The organism is Streptomyces sp. HUAS MS02 (assembly GCF_055702265.1).
Map to the genome: position 1 here is coordinate 6,182,876 of NZ_CM146747.1, position 13,938 is coordinate 6,196,813.

Consider the following 13,938-nt stretch of genomic DNA (forward strand, 5'->3'; position numbering starts at 1 on the left):
GCCCCCTCACCCTCGCCCCTTCCCTCCTCGTCCCTCGCCCTTCCCCTCTGGCCCCTTCCCTCTCACCCCTCACCCCTCGCCCCTTTCCCCCCTCACCGACTCTCACCACGGTTCTTCCTGCGCGGAGGCATGGAGGCACGTATGGGTACGACCACCTCACACACCCCGGAGCCCGAGGGGGCCGCGCGGCCCGCCCGGCTCATCCAGAACGAGACGACCACCGAGATCCCCGTCCATCTGCTGTTCCGTGACGACCCCGCCCCGGTCTCCGTTCCGGTCACCCCCGCCGTCGTGGGCCGTCGGCGCGGCACCGGCGAGCAGCCGAGGGTGCGGCAGGGGCCCGCGTCCATGAAGCCGCGTCCCACCGTCGAGGTCGATCCCGAACTGGTCGAGCGCCCGGCGCGGGTGGTGCCCGGGATGGTGGGAGTGCTGGGCGGGGCGTGCGGGATGGCCGGGTGCGTGCTCACCTCCTGGTGGGCCGGGGTGCTGCCGGGCCTCGCGGTACGGGCGCTCGGGCTGCCGGCCGTGTACGCGGGCGCCGGGCTCGGGCCGGCGCAGTGGGCCGCGTACGCGGGGGCCGGGGCGCTGACGATGTTCGGCTTCGGCGGGCTGGCCCGGGGGCAGACGGGGCGGGCCTGGGTGCTGGGGCTGTTCGGCCGGTACCGGGGGACCGTCCGCCGCACCGGACTGCTCTGGGTGAACCCGCTCGTGCTGCGCCGCCGCGTCGACGTACGGCTGCGGCACTGGCGGAGCGAGCCGATGGCGGCCGTCGACGCGAACGGGGTGGCGCTGCGGGTCGTCGTCCTCGTGGCGTGGCGGGTCAGGGACACCGCGCGGGCCCTGCTCGGGATCGAGGACCACGAGCGGTATCTGCGCGAGTGTGTGGAGGCGGCGGTCTCCCGGGTGCTGTCGCAGCTGCCGGCGGACGTGGCTCCGGGCGCGCTGGTGCGGGACTCGACGCTGCGCAACACGGAGGCGGTGGGGGAGGCGCTGACCCGGCTGGTGGCGGCGGACACGGCGCCGGTCGGGATGGAGGTGTTCTCGGTCCAGCCGGTCCGGATCGAGTACGCGCCCGAGGTGGCCGCCGTGATGCAGCGCCGCCGGATCGCCGCGCTCGACGCCCAGCACCGGGACACCGTGCTGACCTCCGTCGTCGACTCCGTCGAGGACACGGTGACCCGGCTGACCGTGCGCGGTCTGGTCGAACTCGACGACTACGAGCGCAAGGCGCTGGTGAAGGACCTGACGGTGGCGTTCTATACAGGGCGCCGCGAAGTGTCCCCGTGAACCCGGGAATTGGTATGGACATGTTCAATCCGCACCCATAATCTGGGACTTGGTCTAGACCTGGAAACACCCCCACGTACTCCAGGGAGCGGCAGCATGCGCACACGCACGCACAGCAGGACCAAGTGGTACGCCGTCGGGGTCGGCCTCGCCACCACCGGAGCGCTCGTCCTCTCCAGTGGTGGCGCCACCGGCCACGGCTACACCGACCTTCCCGTCAGCCGGCAGAAGCTCTGTCAGAACGGCACCGTGACCAACTGCGGCGACATCCAGTGGGAACCGCAGAGCGTCGAGGGACCGAAGGGCTTCCCGGGCTCAGGGCCGGCTGACGGCCAGATCTGCTCCGGCGGCAACAGCAGGTTCAACCAGCTCAACGCGTCCACGAAGCCGGGCGGCGGCGCCTGGCCCACCACCAGGGTGACGGGAGGTCAGAACTACACGTTCCGCTGGCAGTTCACGGCCATGCACGCCACCACCGACTTCAAGTACTACGTCACCAAGGCGGGCTGGAACCAGAACCACGCCCTGGCCCGCTCCGACCTGAACCTGACCCCGTTCTTCACCGTCCCCTACAACGGTCAGCGCCCCCCGTCCACGCTCTCCCACACGGGACGCCTGCCGTCCGGGCTGAGCGGCCGCCATGTGATCGTCGCCGTCTGGACGATCGCCGACACCACCAACGCGTTCTACGCCTGCTCGGACGTCACCTTCTGAGCGGCTCCCCCTCCGGCCCCGCCAGTTCTGAGGATCTCTTGAGCTGCGCGGGGCCCCCACCCGGGTACGTTCCCCCCACGCCACCGACCAGGGTGGCGGCCGGACTTCGGGGGAACACCATGGACGTCTTCTTCTACCTGATTCCCACGGTCATGATGACCGTCATCGGGTTCATGGCCTACCGCGTGCTGAGCCGCTGGCTGCGGATCCGCCGTGCCTGGAACAGCGGACTGACGGCCGAGGCACGCTGCCTGAAGGCGTTCACGACGGTCAGCAGGGGCGCGGGGGACCACAGCTCGGTGCACACCACGATCCATCACGTGTACGAGTTCAGCACCCATGACGGCCGCCGGATCCGGTTCGAGGAGGAGAGCGGGCCCCTGACGACGGTCGAGGGCGACTTCGTCACCGTCCACTACACCGACGGCCCGAACGTGGTGGCCACCGCCCACGCCCCCGGCGAGCGGGTCAAGCAGGCGGCGGCCGGTGTCGGACTCCTCGCCTTCCTGGGGGTGGTCTTCGCGTTCTGTGTCTTCTTCATGGTCACCTACCACCAGTTCTCGACGGACCCCTCGTTCCCGACGCCGTGACCCTCCTCAACTGACGGTCTGTCAACTACCGTGCGCCGACATGGAGTCCACAAGGCGCACGGTCGCACAGCTCGTCGCCGACCGGTGGGGCGACCACCGGCCCGGGCTGTGGTTCGAGGAACAGGTCCTGACCCACCACGAGGTCACCGCCGCGGCCGCCGCCCGCGCGGCCCTGCTCGCCGACCTCCTGCCACCGAACGCCCACCCGCACATCGGCGTCCTCCTCGACAACACCCCCGAGTTCGCGCTCTGGTTGAGCGCGGCGGCCCTCGCGGGCGCCGCCGTCGCCGGTGTCAACCCCACCCGGCGGGGCCCCGAACTGGCCCGCGACATCCTGCACACCGAGTGCCGCCTGCTGATCACCGAACGGGCCCACCTCCCGCTCCTCGACGGCCTCGAACTGCCCGGCGTACGCGTCCTGGTGACGGACACCGAGCCCTACACCGACCTCCTCGCCCCGTACGCGGGCGCCGAGCCCGACCCCACCCGGGCCACCCCCGCCGACCGTCTCCTCCTCTACTTCACCTCCGGTTCCACCGGCGCGCCCAAGGCCGCGATCTGCTCCCAGGGGCGGCTCGCGGCGGCCGGCCGGGCACTGGTGGACCGCTTCGGGATACGCCGGGACGACGTGCACTACGTCTGCATGCCGATGTTCCACGGCAACGCGGTCATCGCCGACTGGGCCCCCGCCCTGGTCGCCGGGGCCGGCGTCGCCCTGCGCCGCCGGTTCTCCGCTTCCGGGTTCCTGGACGACGTACGGGCCTACCGGGCCACGTACTTCACCTACGTCGGCCGGGCCGTGCAGTACCTCCTCGCCAGCGAACCCCGCCCCGACGACCGGGACACCCCGCTGCGCATGGGCTTCGGCACGGAGGCGGGCGCGGTGGACGCGGCGGCGTTCGAGGAGCGGTTCGGGGTGCGGCTGGTGGAGGGATACGGGTCGTCCGAGGGCGGGGCGGCGATCCAGCGCACGCCCGGGGCGCCGCCGGGCGCGATCGGACGGGCGGCACCCGGTGACGACCTCGCGGTGGTGGACCCCGAGACCCGGAAGGAGTGCCCGCCGGCCCTCTTCGGCGACGACGGCCGACTGCTCAACGGAACCGACGCGATAGGGGAGTTGGTCAACCGGGGCCCCAATCCCTTCGAGGGCTACTGGCGCAACCCGGAGGCGGACGCCGCCCGCCTCCGCGACGGCTGGTACTGGACCGGCGACCTCTTCTACCGCGACGCCGACGGCTTCCTCTACTTCGCCGGCCGCACCGACGACCGCCTCCGCGTCGACAGCGAGAACCTCGCCGCCGCCGTCATCGAGAACATCCTCGCCCGCTACGAGGGCGCCGAGGCCGTCGCCGTGTACGCGGTCCCCGACCCGGTCGCCGGGGACCAGGTCATGGCGACCGTCGCGGGCACCTTCGACCCCTGCCGCTTCGCCGAGTTCCTGCTGGCCCAGCCCGACCTGGGCACCAAGATGACCCCGCGCTTCGTCCGGGTCGTCCGGTCCATGCCGGTCACCGCCACCAACAAGATCCAGCGTGCCGCCCTCCGCCGCGAGGGCTTCCGCTGCCCGGACCCGGTCTGGTGGCGCCCGCCCGGGAAGTGGGCGTACCGCAAGTTCTCGGCGGTGGACCTCGCACGACTGGTGACGGAGTACCGGGCACGCGGACGGGAGGACCTGCTGACGAGGTAGGGCCGGCCCTACCTCCCGAACACCACCTGGGCGTATGGCCGCCGCCCGTGGCCCCCGCCTACCGTGACCCCATGATCCGAACGGTCGTACGGGATGTGCCGCGCGCGGTGGCCTACCTGCTGAGCGGTGTCCTCGTCGGCGCCCCCCTGCTGGTGGTGCTCCTGGTCCTGGGCACCCTCGGCCTCGCCCTGGCCCCCGTCCTCGTGGGCCTGCCGCTGCTCGCCGTGGCCGTCCTGTCGGGCATCCCCGTCGGCGCCCTCGAACGACGGCGGCTCACCCTCACCCGCACCCCATTGCCGCCCGACCCGCACGCCACCCCGGCGGAACCCGGTCTCGCGGCCTGGGCCCGGCTGCGGCTGACCGAGCGGGCGACCTGGCGTGAGCTGGCGTACACCGCCCTGCTCGCGTTCGTGCTGTGGCCGCTGGACGTGGTCGTGCTGTTCGTCGCGCTTGCGCTGCCCGCGGCGCTGATCGGGGCGCCCGCGCAGCTGGCGACGACCAGCAGCGTCAGCGGTGACGCGCGCATCGCCAAGCTCTGGCTGATCGACTCCTACGGCCAGGCCCTGCTGTGCACGGCCGCCGGCGCCGTCCTCCTCCTCGTTCTGCTGTGGCCCCTGGTCCGCTACGTGCGACTCCGCGCCGCGCTCGCCCGGCTGCTGCTCGCGCCGAGCGAGGCGGAGGCGGAACGGCGCCTGGGCGAGGTGACCCGGTCGCGCGCCCGGCTGGTGGCCGCCTTCGAGGCGGAGCGGCGCCGCATCGAGCGCGATCTGCACGACGGGGCCCAGCAGCGCCTGGTGTCCCTGAGCATGACCCTGGGCCTGGCCCGCCTCGACGCCCCGCCGGAACTGGCCGACCGGCTCGCCGCCGCCCACCGGGAGGCCGACCAAGTCCTCGGCGAGCTGAGGGAGTTGATCCACGGCATCCACCCCCAGGTGCTGGCCGACTACGGCCTCCCGGACGCCCTCGCCGACGCGGCCGACCGGTCCGTAGTCCCCGTGGAACTGGACGTGGACCTGCCCCGCTTCGCCGAGTCCGTGGAATCGGCGGCCTACTTCGCCGTCCGCGAGGCGCTCGCCAACATCGGTCGGCACAGCGGGGCGGGGCGCGCGTGGATCACCGGGCGGCACACCGACGGACGACTGCGGGTGGAGGTGCGCGACGACGGCACGGGCGGCGCCGACCCCGCACGGGGCACGGGACTCACCGGGCTCGCCGACCGGCTCGCGGTGCTCGATGGGACACTGACCGTCCACAGCCCGGCCGGCGGCCCGACCGTCCTGTCCCTGGAGATTCCGTGCCCGCAGCGCTGAAGATCGTGCTCGCCGAGGACAGCGTGCTGCTGCGAGAAGGGCTGGTCGGCGTCCTGACCCGCTTCGGACACGATGTCGTCGCGGCGGTCGGGGACGCCGACGCGCTGCTCACGGCCGTGTCCTCGTACGCCCCCGACCTGGTCGTCACCGACGTACGCATGCCGCCCGGCCTCACCGACGAGGGCCTGCGCGCCGCGCTCGCACTCCGCGCGGCGAACCCCGCCCTGCCCGTCCTCGTCCTCAGCCAGTACGTCCAACGGGCGTACGCCGCAGACCTGTTGGACACCGGGGACGGCACCGGCGTCGGCTATCTGCTCAAGGACCGCATCGGCCAGGTCGAACAGTTCGCGGAGGCGGTGGAGCGGGTCGCGGCCGGCGGCACGGTCGTCGACCCCGAGGTCGTACGGCAGCTGCTGCGGCGCCGGCGCGATCCGCTGGCGGCGCTCACCCCGCGCGAGCGGGAGGTGCTCGCGCTGGTCGCCGAGGGGAAGTCGAACGGGGCCGTCGCCCGGGAGCTGGTGGTCACCGAGGCGGCCGTCGGCAAGCACATCGGCAACATCCTGGCCAAGCTGGACCTGCCGCCGGCGGAGGACACCCACCGGCGGGTGCTGGCCGTCTTGGCGTACCTGCGAGGCTGAGGCCCGCACGGCGCGAGGGGGTGTGGGTGGCGGAGCCCCCACAACGCGCGGCGGAGCCGCGCAAGAACGACGATGGCGAGGTATGTTCGCGCTTTCCGCGAACATACCTCGCCATCGTCATCGTGCGCCGCCAGGGACTCGAACCCCGGACCCGCTGATTAAGAGTCAGCTGCTCTAACCAACTGAGCTAGCGGCGCAGACTCCGTCGCTCTTCCGCTTTCGCGGCTGGCGACAGAGAAAATACTACCTGGTCCGTGGGGGTGCCCTCGACCACTTAAACGTGAGCTGGATCTCGGGCGACCCGTCGGTTTCTAGATCGCCAACGACAGCAGCACCGGTGCCGCTCCCCGGTTCAGCGAGTTCGCCGCCGCCCGCAGCCGGTGCGCCTGCCGCAGCGGCAGGGACAGGGCGAGGCAGCCGACGGCGGAGCCTGCGGTGAGGGGGACGGCCGCGCAGACCGTGCCCGGCGCGTACTCCTGGAGGTCGAGGACCGGGACCGTGGGTGTCTGGGCGTCGAGTTTGCTCAGCAGCACCTTCTCGTTGGTGATCGTGCGGGCGGTGAGCCGGGCCGGACGGTGCCGCGAGAGGTGGTCGCGGCGACCGTTGAGGTCGAGCTGGCCCAGCAGGCCCTTGCCGAACGCGGTGGCATGGGCGGAGGAACGGAAGTCGACCCACTCGTGGACCGCGGGCATGGCCGGGCTGTCGGCCCAGCCGGTGACCTGGATCTCCCCGTCCAGATAGCGGGTGACGTACACGGCCGCGCCCACGGAGTCGCGCAGCCGGTCGAGGGTGTGCTGGAGCTGCTCGCGCAGGGCCTGGTCGTGACCCTGCGCGGAGCCCAGCCGGGCGAGTGCGGCACCGGTGACATAGGCGCCGTCGGTGGTCTGCTCCACATACCCCTCGCGACGCAGCATCCGCAGGAGCGCGGTCAACCGCTCACTGTCGACGCCGGTGCGACGGGCGATCTCGGCGTCGGTGACGCCACCTGCGTGCCGCGCCACCGTCTCCAGGACGCGCAGCGCGTCCTGGGCCGAGTGGTACGGCGCGGTCGGCTCGTGCTTGAGCGCCACGGTTTCCCCCTGCGCTTCTCGGGCCGTTTTTCGGACAGCTTGCCGTGTCCCACGATACGGGCCAAGAAGCGTACGTGGAGGGGTTGTTCGCGAGAAAATGCCGGTACCACCGGGCCTCCCAACAGCCGGACCAGCACCCTGGCATATGCCAACGGCATGGCCCGGCGGAGGGACCTCGGACGTTCCCGCGTGATCAGTCGTTCACGTGCCGTAGTCAGAGGACCGCGCCGAGGAATTCACGCGTACGTTCGTGCGACGGGTCGCCGAAGATCTTCTCGGGGCTGCCCGACTCGATCACCTGGCCAGAATCGAACATCAGAACTTGATCCGAGATGTCCCGGGCGAAGTTCATCTCGTGGGTCACGCAGAGCATCGTGATGTCGGTGGTGCGGGCGATGTCCCTGAGCAGGTCGAGCACGCCCGCGACCAGCTCGGGGTCGAGCGCGGACGTCACCTCGTCGAGGAGCAGCACCTGCGGGCGCATCGCCAGGGCCCGCGCGATGGCCACCCGCTGCTGCTGCCCGCCGGAGAGCTGGGTCGGGTAGGCGTCGCACTTGTCGGCGAGCCCGACCATGTCGAGCAGTTCACGGGCCCGCGCCTCGGCCTCGTCCTTGGAGAGCCCGAGGACGGTGACGGGCGCCTCGGTGATGTTCCGCAGCACCTTCATGTTGGGGAAGAGGTTGAACTGCTGGAACACCATCCCGATGTTCTTGCGGACCTCACGGCACTGCTTCTCGCTCGCCGGGAACAGCCGCTGCCCGCCGACGGTGATCGTGCCCTCGTCGGGCTTGGTCAGGGTCATCAGCAGGCGCAGGATCGTCGTCTTGCCGGAGCCGGACGGGCCGATCAGCGTGACGTGCTTGCCCGCGTCGACGGAGAAGTCCAGCCGGTCGAGGACGGTGTTGCTGCCGAATCGTTTGGTCACGTTCTCGAAGCGGATCAGCTCGCTCGTGTCCGCCACGCGCTCGCCGGGCGACTCGGGATCTTTCATCAGCGGGGTTTCAGCGGACAAGGCGTCGCTCCAGGGTTCGCAGAAGCAGGGAGGCCGAGTAGGAGATGAGGATGAAGGCCACCCCTATGACGGTCAGGGGCTCGGTGAAACGGAAGGTCTCCTGGGCGTAGAGCCGTGCCTCGCTCAGCATCTCCGGGACGGTGATCACCATCAGGATCGGAGTGTCCTTGAGCATCGAGATCACGTAGTTGCCCAGCGCGGGCACCACCCGGCGGACCGCCTGCGGCAGGATCACCACCGTCCAGGTGCGGCGCAGCGGCAGGTTCAACGCCGTGGCCGCCTCCCACTGGCCCGTCGGCACCGCCTCGATACCGGCCCGGTAGACCTGCATCGTGTACGTCGAGTAGTGCAGGCCGATCGCGAAGACGCCCGTGGTCAGCGCCGAGAAGGTCAGCCCCCACTCCGGCAGTACGTAGAAGAGGAAGAACAACTGGACCAGCAGGGGAGTGTTCCGGATGAACTCCGTGACCACGCCCACCGGCCAGCTCACCCAGCGGGTCGGCGTCCGCACCAGCAGCGCCCACACCAGGCCGAGCAGGAAGGAGACGACCGAGCCCAGGGCCAGCGCCTGCAGCGTGACCAGCAGTCCGTCCCGGAAGTGCGGCAGGAAGTCGGTGACCGCGTTCCAGTCCCAGTTCATCAGGCACCACCTCCCGCGCCCGCGCCCTCGGGGACACGAGCCGACGGCACAGCCGCCTTCCGCACCGGGGCCTTGCCCACCCCGGCCTTCAACCGCCGCTCCAGCACCCGCATGGCCCGGGTCAGCAGGAAGGCGATCACGAAGTAGATGAGCAGCAGATACGCGTAGATCTCCACGCTCTCCTGGAGCGCCAGCCGCACCAGGCTGCCGCTGAACGCCAGGTCGCCCATGCCCATGACCGACACCAGTGCCGTGCCCTTGAGGAGTTCGACCACCAGGTTGGCGAAGGGCGGGATCATCTCGGGGACCGCCTGCGGCAGCAGGATCAGCCGCATCCGCTGCCACGGGGTGAAGCTCAGCGCGATACCGCCCTCGCGCTGCGCCGGATCCACCGCGGTCAGGGCGCCGCGCACGATCTCGGCGCCGTACGCCCCGTACGTCAGTCCGAGGGCGAGGACGCCCGCCCACATCGGGACGAGCTGCCAGCCGAAGGCCAGCGGCAGCACGAAGTACACCCAGAAGATCATGATCAGCGCGGAGGTGCCGCGGAACACCTCGGTGTAGAGGCCCGCGGCGAAGCGGACGATCCACCGCCGGTGGGTGCGGGCGACCCCGACCACGAAGGAGACGGCCGTGGCCAGCAGCGCGCCGAACACCAGCAGCTGGAGGGTGACCCAGACACCGCGCAGTACCAGTTCCCAGAGTCCCGGTGTCATGCGCGACAGAGCTCCTTCGTGGTCAGGTCGGTCATCTCGACCTTGGTGAACCCGAAGGGCCGCAGGACGCGCAGCAGTTCGCCGCTCTCCTTCATCTTCCGCAGCTCGACGTCGAAGGCGTCCCGCAGCCGGGTCTCGGCCGGCCGGAACGCGAAGCCCGCGCCGTCCACCCGCGGCTTGCCGTCGACGAGCGCGGCGAACGGCTTCGTGGCCTCCGTCGTACGGGACTTCCTGACCACCTCGCGGGTGGTCAGCGAGGTCCCCGCGAACACGTCGACCCGGCCCGCCTCCACGGCGTTCAGCCCGGCCACCTGGTCGGGCACGATGACGATGTCGCTCTCGGAGTACCCGGCCTCGACGGCGTGCGCGATCTGCGCGTACCCCGACCCCGTGGCGAACCTCGCCTTGGCCCGGATCACGTCCGCGTAGTCGTTCAGCCCTTTCGGATTGCCCTTCTTCACCACGAACGCGTCCAGCATCTGGTGGTCGGGCTCGGAGAAGATCACCTCCGCGCAGCGCTCGGGGTTGATGTACATCCCGGCCGACACGACATCGAACTGCTGGGAGTTCAGCCCGGGTATGAGCGACCCGAACTCGGTGGGCACGGGCTGGACCCGCTCCACACCGAGCCGCTTGAAGATGACCCTGGCCACTTCCGGCCCCTCGCCGGTCAGCTCTCCGTCGGTGTCGATGTATCCGAACGGGATCTCACCCGCGATACCGAGCCTGACGACGCCCTGCGCCCGCAGCCGGTCCAGCAGCTCACCCCCCTCCGCGCCGGAGGCCGTGGCCACCCTGCTGCACCCGGCGGCGCCCAGCGCGCCCGCCGTGGCGAGCGCGGAGGCGCCGACGAGCAGGGACCGGCGGCTGGGATCGCGTGTCTTCCCGGTTCTCCCGGAGGTCTTCGTTGCTGGAGCCATGGGCGCGCGGCTACCCGACCCCATGCGATGTATTCACGCCACCGCCGGTGCCTTCACGCCCCCTGCACACAGCCGTCCGGCATAGGCCGTGCCCCTCAGGCGCCCTTGACCCCGCCCGCACCATGGAGGACATGACCGACCGCTACATAGAGATCTCCCTGCTCAAGCGTCAGGTCGTGTGCCGGGCGAAGCTCCTCGACGACCTCGCGCCGCGAACGTGCGCCGCCGTCTGGGACGCCCTGCCGCTGTCCGGGGACGTCTACCACGCCAAATACGCCCGCAACGAGATCTACGCGCTCTTCCCGCCCTTCGCCCCCCACGAGCCACCCCTCGAGAACCCCACCGTCACGCCCATCCCCGGCGACCTCTGCTACTTCTCCTTCGCCGGCACGGAACTCGCCACGCACGCGTACGGCTACGACGAGCAGGTCCGCCCCGACACCACCCTCGTGGACCTGGCCCTCTTCTACGAACGCAACAACCTGCTCCTCAACGGGGACGTGGGCTGGGTACCGGGAATCGTGTGGGGCCAGGTGGTCGAGGGCCTGGAGGAGATGGCAGCCGCGTGCAACGACCTGTGGAGAACGGGAGCGGCGGGGGAGACACTACGGTTCAGCAGGGCGTAGGGGCGCCTCACAGCTCGGGGGTTCGGGTGCGTGGGCGGCGGGATGAAAAGCACGGGGCGCAGCCCCTGCTTTTCAGGGGCGCGGGGAACTGCGCGAGAACCCCCACCCACCCGCACACGCCCCAACCACCCCAACCCCCCACCCCTCCGACACCCCACCCACCCACCCCCTCGGGGGCGAAGGGGCAGCGCCCCTGGGGGTGGGACGGGTAGGGGCGGCGGGGGCGAATCAACCGCGGGAGCCACCGACGGCAGGCGCAGCCACCCCCGCCACCCCCGCCTCGTACAACGCATGCCCCACCCGCAGCACCAGATCGTCTCGATGCCGGGCCGCCACCACCTGAAGCCCCACCGGCAGCCCACCCCCGTCCACCCCCACCGGCACACTCGCCGCCGGCTGCTGCGTCAGGTTGAAGGGATACGTGAACGGCGTCCACCCCGTCCACCGCCGATGCCCCGAACCCCCCGGCACCTCCACCCCCGCCTCGAACGCCGTCACCGGCAACGTGGGCGTCACCAGCACGTCGTACCGCTCATGGAACGCCCCCATCCGCCGCCCGAGATCCGTCCGCGCATCCACCGCGGCCAGATACTCCAGCGCGGACACCCGGGCTCCGGCGTCCCGGATCTCCCGCAGCCCGGGATCCAGCAGCGCCCGCTGCCCCGCCCCCATCCGCTGCGTCACCCGCGCCGCCCCGCTGAACCACAGCGTGTGGAACGCCTCCACGGGATCACAGAAGTCGGGGTCGGCCTCGCTGACGTACGCCCCGAGCCCGGCGAGCCCCTCCACCGCCCGCCGCACCGCGCCCGCGACCTCCGGCCGCACGGCGACCTGCCCGCCCAGCGTCGCCGAGTACGCGACCCGCAGCCCCCGCACCCCGCCCGCGAGCGCGTCCACGAAGGATCCGGAGACCGGTCCCAGCCCCGACCAGTCCCGCGCGTCGGGCCCGGAGACGACGTCCAGCATCAGCGCGGCGTCGGCAGCGTCCCGGGTCAACGGCCCCACATGCGACAGCGTGCCGAACGCGCTCGCGGGATACAGCGGCACCCGCCCGTACGTCGGCTTCAGCCCGAACACCCCGCAGAAGGCGGCCGGAATCCGCACGCTGCCACCCCCGTCCGTGCCCAGCGCCAGCGGCCCCGCCCCGAGCGCGACGGCCGCCGCCGCGCCCCCGCTGGACCCTCCTGCCGTACGCGAGAGGTCGTACGGGTTCCTGGTCACCCCGCTGAGCGGCGAGTCCGTGACGCCCTTCCAGCCGAACTCGGGCGTCGTGGTCTTCCCCAGGAAGACGGCCCCCTGCTCCCGCAGCCGGGCCACGGAGGGCGCGTCCTCGTCCCAACTCCCGTTTACGGAGATCGTCCTGGAGCCCTTCAGGGTGGGCCCGCCCCGCATCAACAGGATGTCCTTGACCGTGACCGGCACCCCGTCCACGGCCCCGGCGGGCTCCCCGCGCCGCCAGCGCCCCTCCGACTCCCGCGCCTGCCCGAGGGCCGCCTCGGCGTCGATCCGTACGAACGCGTTCACGTCCGGCTGCACCCGCTCGGCCCGCTCCAACGCCGCCCGCGCCACCTCCACGGGACTGAACTCGCCCTTGCGGTACCCCTCGACCAGTCGTACGGCGGACAGTTCCGTGAGCTCCGACATCCGGCCCCTCCCAGGGGAGTTCAATGCCCGGGCACGTACCCGCGCTGCTTGTCGACCACGTTGGGCAGCGGCTTTCCCGCCTCCCACAGCTCGAACAACTCCACGAACTGGGCGCCGAGTTCGTCCCGCCACCCCACCGTGTCCCCGCTCATGTGGGGCGAGACGATCAGCCCGGGGACGTCCCACAGCGGGTCGTCCGGGCCCAGCGGCTCGCGCTCGAAGACATCCAGCGCCGCCCCCGCGATCCACCGCTTGCGCAGCGCCTCCACGAGCGCGTCCTCCACCACGAGCTGCCCGCGCCCCACGTTGACGAACCGCGCGGACGGCTGCATGACCCCGAACCGCCGGGCGTCGAACATGCCGTACGTCGCCTCCGTCAGCGGCGCGGCCGCGATCACCCAGTCGGCGCGGGCCAGCAACCGGTCCAGCTCCTCCGGACCGTGGACACCGGGCCGCGCGACCCGCCCGACCAGGGCAGTGTGCAGACCGAGGAGCCCCAGGTGACGCGCGATCGCCCGCCCGATCGGCCCGGACCCCACCACACACGCCCGGCCGCCCGCCACCCGCAGCGCCTCCCGGTGCCGCCACTCACGCCGCCCCTGCAACTCCCAGCTGCGCGGCAGATCCTTCGCCATGGCGAGGACGAGCGCGGCCACGTACTCGGCGATCGGCGCCTCGAACACGCCACGCGCGTTCGTCACCACCGTGTCCTCGGCGGCGGCCAGTTCGGGACAGAGCAGATGGTCGACGCCCGCGCTGGCCGTGTGCACCCAGCGCGGCCGGGGCCCGCCCCCCGGCCAGGCGGCGCGCACCGCGCGGGAGGTGAAGTCCCACACCAGCAGAACATCGGCGTACGGCAGCCGCTCGGCCAGCGTCGAGGCGTCGGCGTACTCGACCGTCGCCCGCCCGGTGAGCCGACCGAGCCGGGGACGCGGTTCGGCGTCGAGGACGAGGAGGGTCGGTCGGGGAGTCGAGGCCATGGACGAAAGCAACCCCTCACATGCGGAAGTGACTCCACCGGCCACCTGCCGCCCAACGAGATGCGTGTGACATGCACTGATTGACCACGCTCGCACCCGAACCT

General features: G+C 71.7%; 14 protein-coding genes and 1 tRNA gene. 7 read left to right on the forward strand and 8 right to left on the reverse strand.

Annotation, left to right across the window (positions count from 1 at the left end; all coding sequences use genetic code 11):
- Positions 1-141 precede the first annotated feature (141 nt).
- From ACZ9QC_RS26630 to ACZ9QC_RS26655, 6 genes are all read left to right on the forward strand, one after another.
- Positions 142-1,287 carry an SPFH domain-containing protein gene (locus tag ACZ9QC_RS26630; RefSeq protein WP_472915422.1) on the forward strand — a complete coding sequence of 382 codons (1,146 nt, stop codon included), beginning with the start codon at positions 142-144 and terminating at the stop codon, positions 1,285-1,287.
- Between the two features lie 96 nt (positions 1,288-1,383).
- Positions 1,384-2,001: a lytic polysaccharide monooxygenase auxiliary activity family 9 protein gene (locus tag ACZ9QC_RS26635; protein WP_230211507.1), complete on the forward strand. Its 618-nt coding sequence runs from the start codon at positions 1,384-1,386 to the stop codon at positions 1,999-2,001.
- A gap of 119 nt (positions 2,002-2,120) precedes the next feature.
- A complete protein-coding gene (locus ACZ9QC_RS26640; RefSeq protein WP_472915423.1) occupies positions 2,121-2,591 on the forward strand; it encodes a DUF3592 domain-containing protein in 471 nt (156 codons plus the stop codon).
- A 40-nt stretch (positions 2,592-2,631) separates the two neighbouring features.
- Positions 2,632-4,278: a long-chain-fatty-acid--CoA ligase gene (locus ACZ9QC_RS26645; RefSeq protein WP_472915424.1), complete on the forward strand. Its 1,647-nt coding sequence runs from the start codon at positions 2,632-2,634 to the stop codon at positions 4,276-4,278.
- Between the two features lie 71 nt (positions 4,279-4,349).
- Positions 4,350-5,588, forward strand: coding sequence for a sensor histidine kinase (locus tag ACZ9QC_RS26650; RefSeq protein WP_472915425.1), 1,239 nt, complete (start codon positions 4,350-4,352; stop codon positions 5,586-5,588).
- Positions 5,573-6,226, forward strand: a complete 654-nt coding sequence (locus tag ACZ9QC_RS26655) for a response regulator transcription factor (protein ID WP_472915426.1) — start codon at positions 5,573-5,575, stop codon at positions 6,224-6,226. The genes ACZ9QC_RS26650 and ACZ9QC_RS26655 overlap by 16 nt, the downstream gene beginning before the upstream one ends.
- 123 nt (positions 6,227-6,349) lie before the next feature.
- Here the strand turns inward: ACZ9QC_RS26655 and ACZ9QC_RS26660 are convergent.
- The 6 genes from ACZ9QC_RS26660 to ehuB all read right to left on the reverse strand — a co-directional run bounded on the left by ACZ9QC_RS26660 (position 6,350) and on the right by ehuB (position 10,584).
- Positions 6,350-6,423, reverse strand: a tRNA-Lys gene (locus tag ACZ9QC_RS26660).
- A 114-nt stretch (positions 6,424-6,537) separates the two neighbouring features.
- Positions 6,538-7,296 (reverse strand): IclR family transcriptional regulator, encoded by a 759-nt coding sequence (locus ACZ9QC_RS26665; RefSeq protein WP_472915427.1) that lies wholly within the window; start codon positions 7,294-7,296, stop codon positions 6,538-6,540.
- A gap of 214 nt (positions 7,297-7,510) precedes the next feature.
- A complete protein-coding gene (ehuA, locus tag ACZ9QC_RS26670) occupies positions 7,511-8,287 on the reverse strand; it encodes an ectoine/hydroxyectoine ABC transporter ATP-binding protein EhuA (RefSeq protein WP_472915428.1) in 777 nt (258 codons plus the stop codon).
- A gap of 10 nt (positions 8,288-8,297) precedes the next feature.
- Positions 8,298-8,948 (reverse strand): ectoine/hydroxyectoine ABC transporter permease subunit EhuD, encoded by a 651-nt coding sequence (gene ehuD, locus ACZ9QC_RS26675; protein ID WP_472915429.1) that lies wholly within the window; start codon positions 8,946-8,948, stop codon positions 8,298-8,300.
- On the reverse strand, positions 8,948-9,664 hold the full coding sequence (ehuC, locus tag ACZ9QC_RS26680) for an ectoine/hydroxyectoine ABC transporter permease subunit EhuC (RefSeq protein WP_472915430.1): 717 nt from the start codon (positions 9,662-9,664) through the stop codon (positions 8,948-8,950). The genes ehuD and ehuC overlap by 1 nt, the downstream gene beginning before the upstream one ends.
- Positions 9,661-10,584 (reverse strand): ectoine/hydroxyectoine ABC transporter substrate-binding protein EhuB, encoded by a 924-nt coding sequence (ehuB, locus tag ACZ9QC_RS26685; protein WP_472915431.1) that lies wholly within the window; start codon positions 10,582-10,584, stop codon positions 9,661-9,663. The genes ehuC and ehuB overlap by 4 nt, the downstream gene beginning before the upstream one ends.
- A gap of 131 nt (positions 10,585-10,715) precedes the next feature.
- Here ehuB and ACZ9QC_RS26690 point away from each other — a divergent pair, with 131 nt between their 5' ends.
- On the forward strand, positions 10,716-11,210 hold the full coding sequence (locus ACZ9QC_RS26690) for a DUF3830 family protein (protein ID WP_472915432.1): 495 nt from the start codon (positions 10,716-10,718) through the stop codon (positions 11,208-11,210).
- Between the two features lie 228 nt (positions 11,211-11,438).
- Here the strand turns inward: ACZ9QC_RS26690 and ACZ9QC_RS26695 are convergent, their stop codons facing one another.
- Together ACZ9QC_RS26695 and ACZ9QC_RS26700 are read right to left on the reverse strand one after the other, a co-directional pair.
- Entirely contained in the window at positions 11,439-12,854 is a 1,416-nt protein-coding gene (locus ACZ9QC_RS26695; RefSeq protein WP_472915433.1) for an amidase, read from the reverse strand.
- Between the two features lie 20 nt (positions 12,855-12,874).
- The gene (locus tag ACZ9QC_RS26700) at positions 12,875-13,834 is read right to left on the reverse strand and encodes a D-2-hydroxyacid dehydrogenase (protein WP_472915434.1); all 960 of its coding nucleotides are present in this window, start codon (positions 13,832-13,834) and stop codon (positions 12,875-12,877) included.
- Positions 13,835-13,938 lie beyond the last annotated feature (104 nt).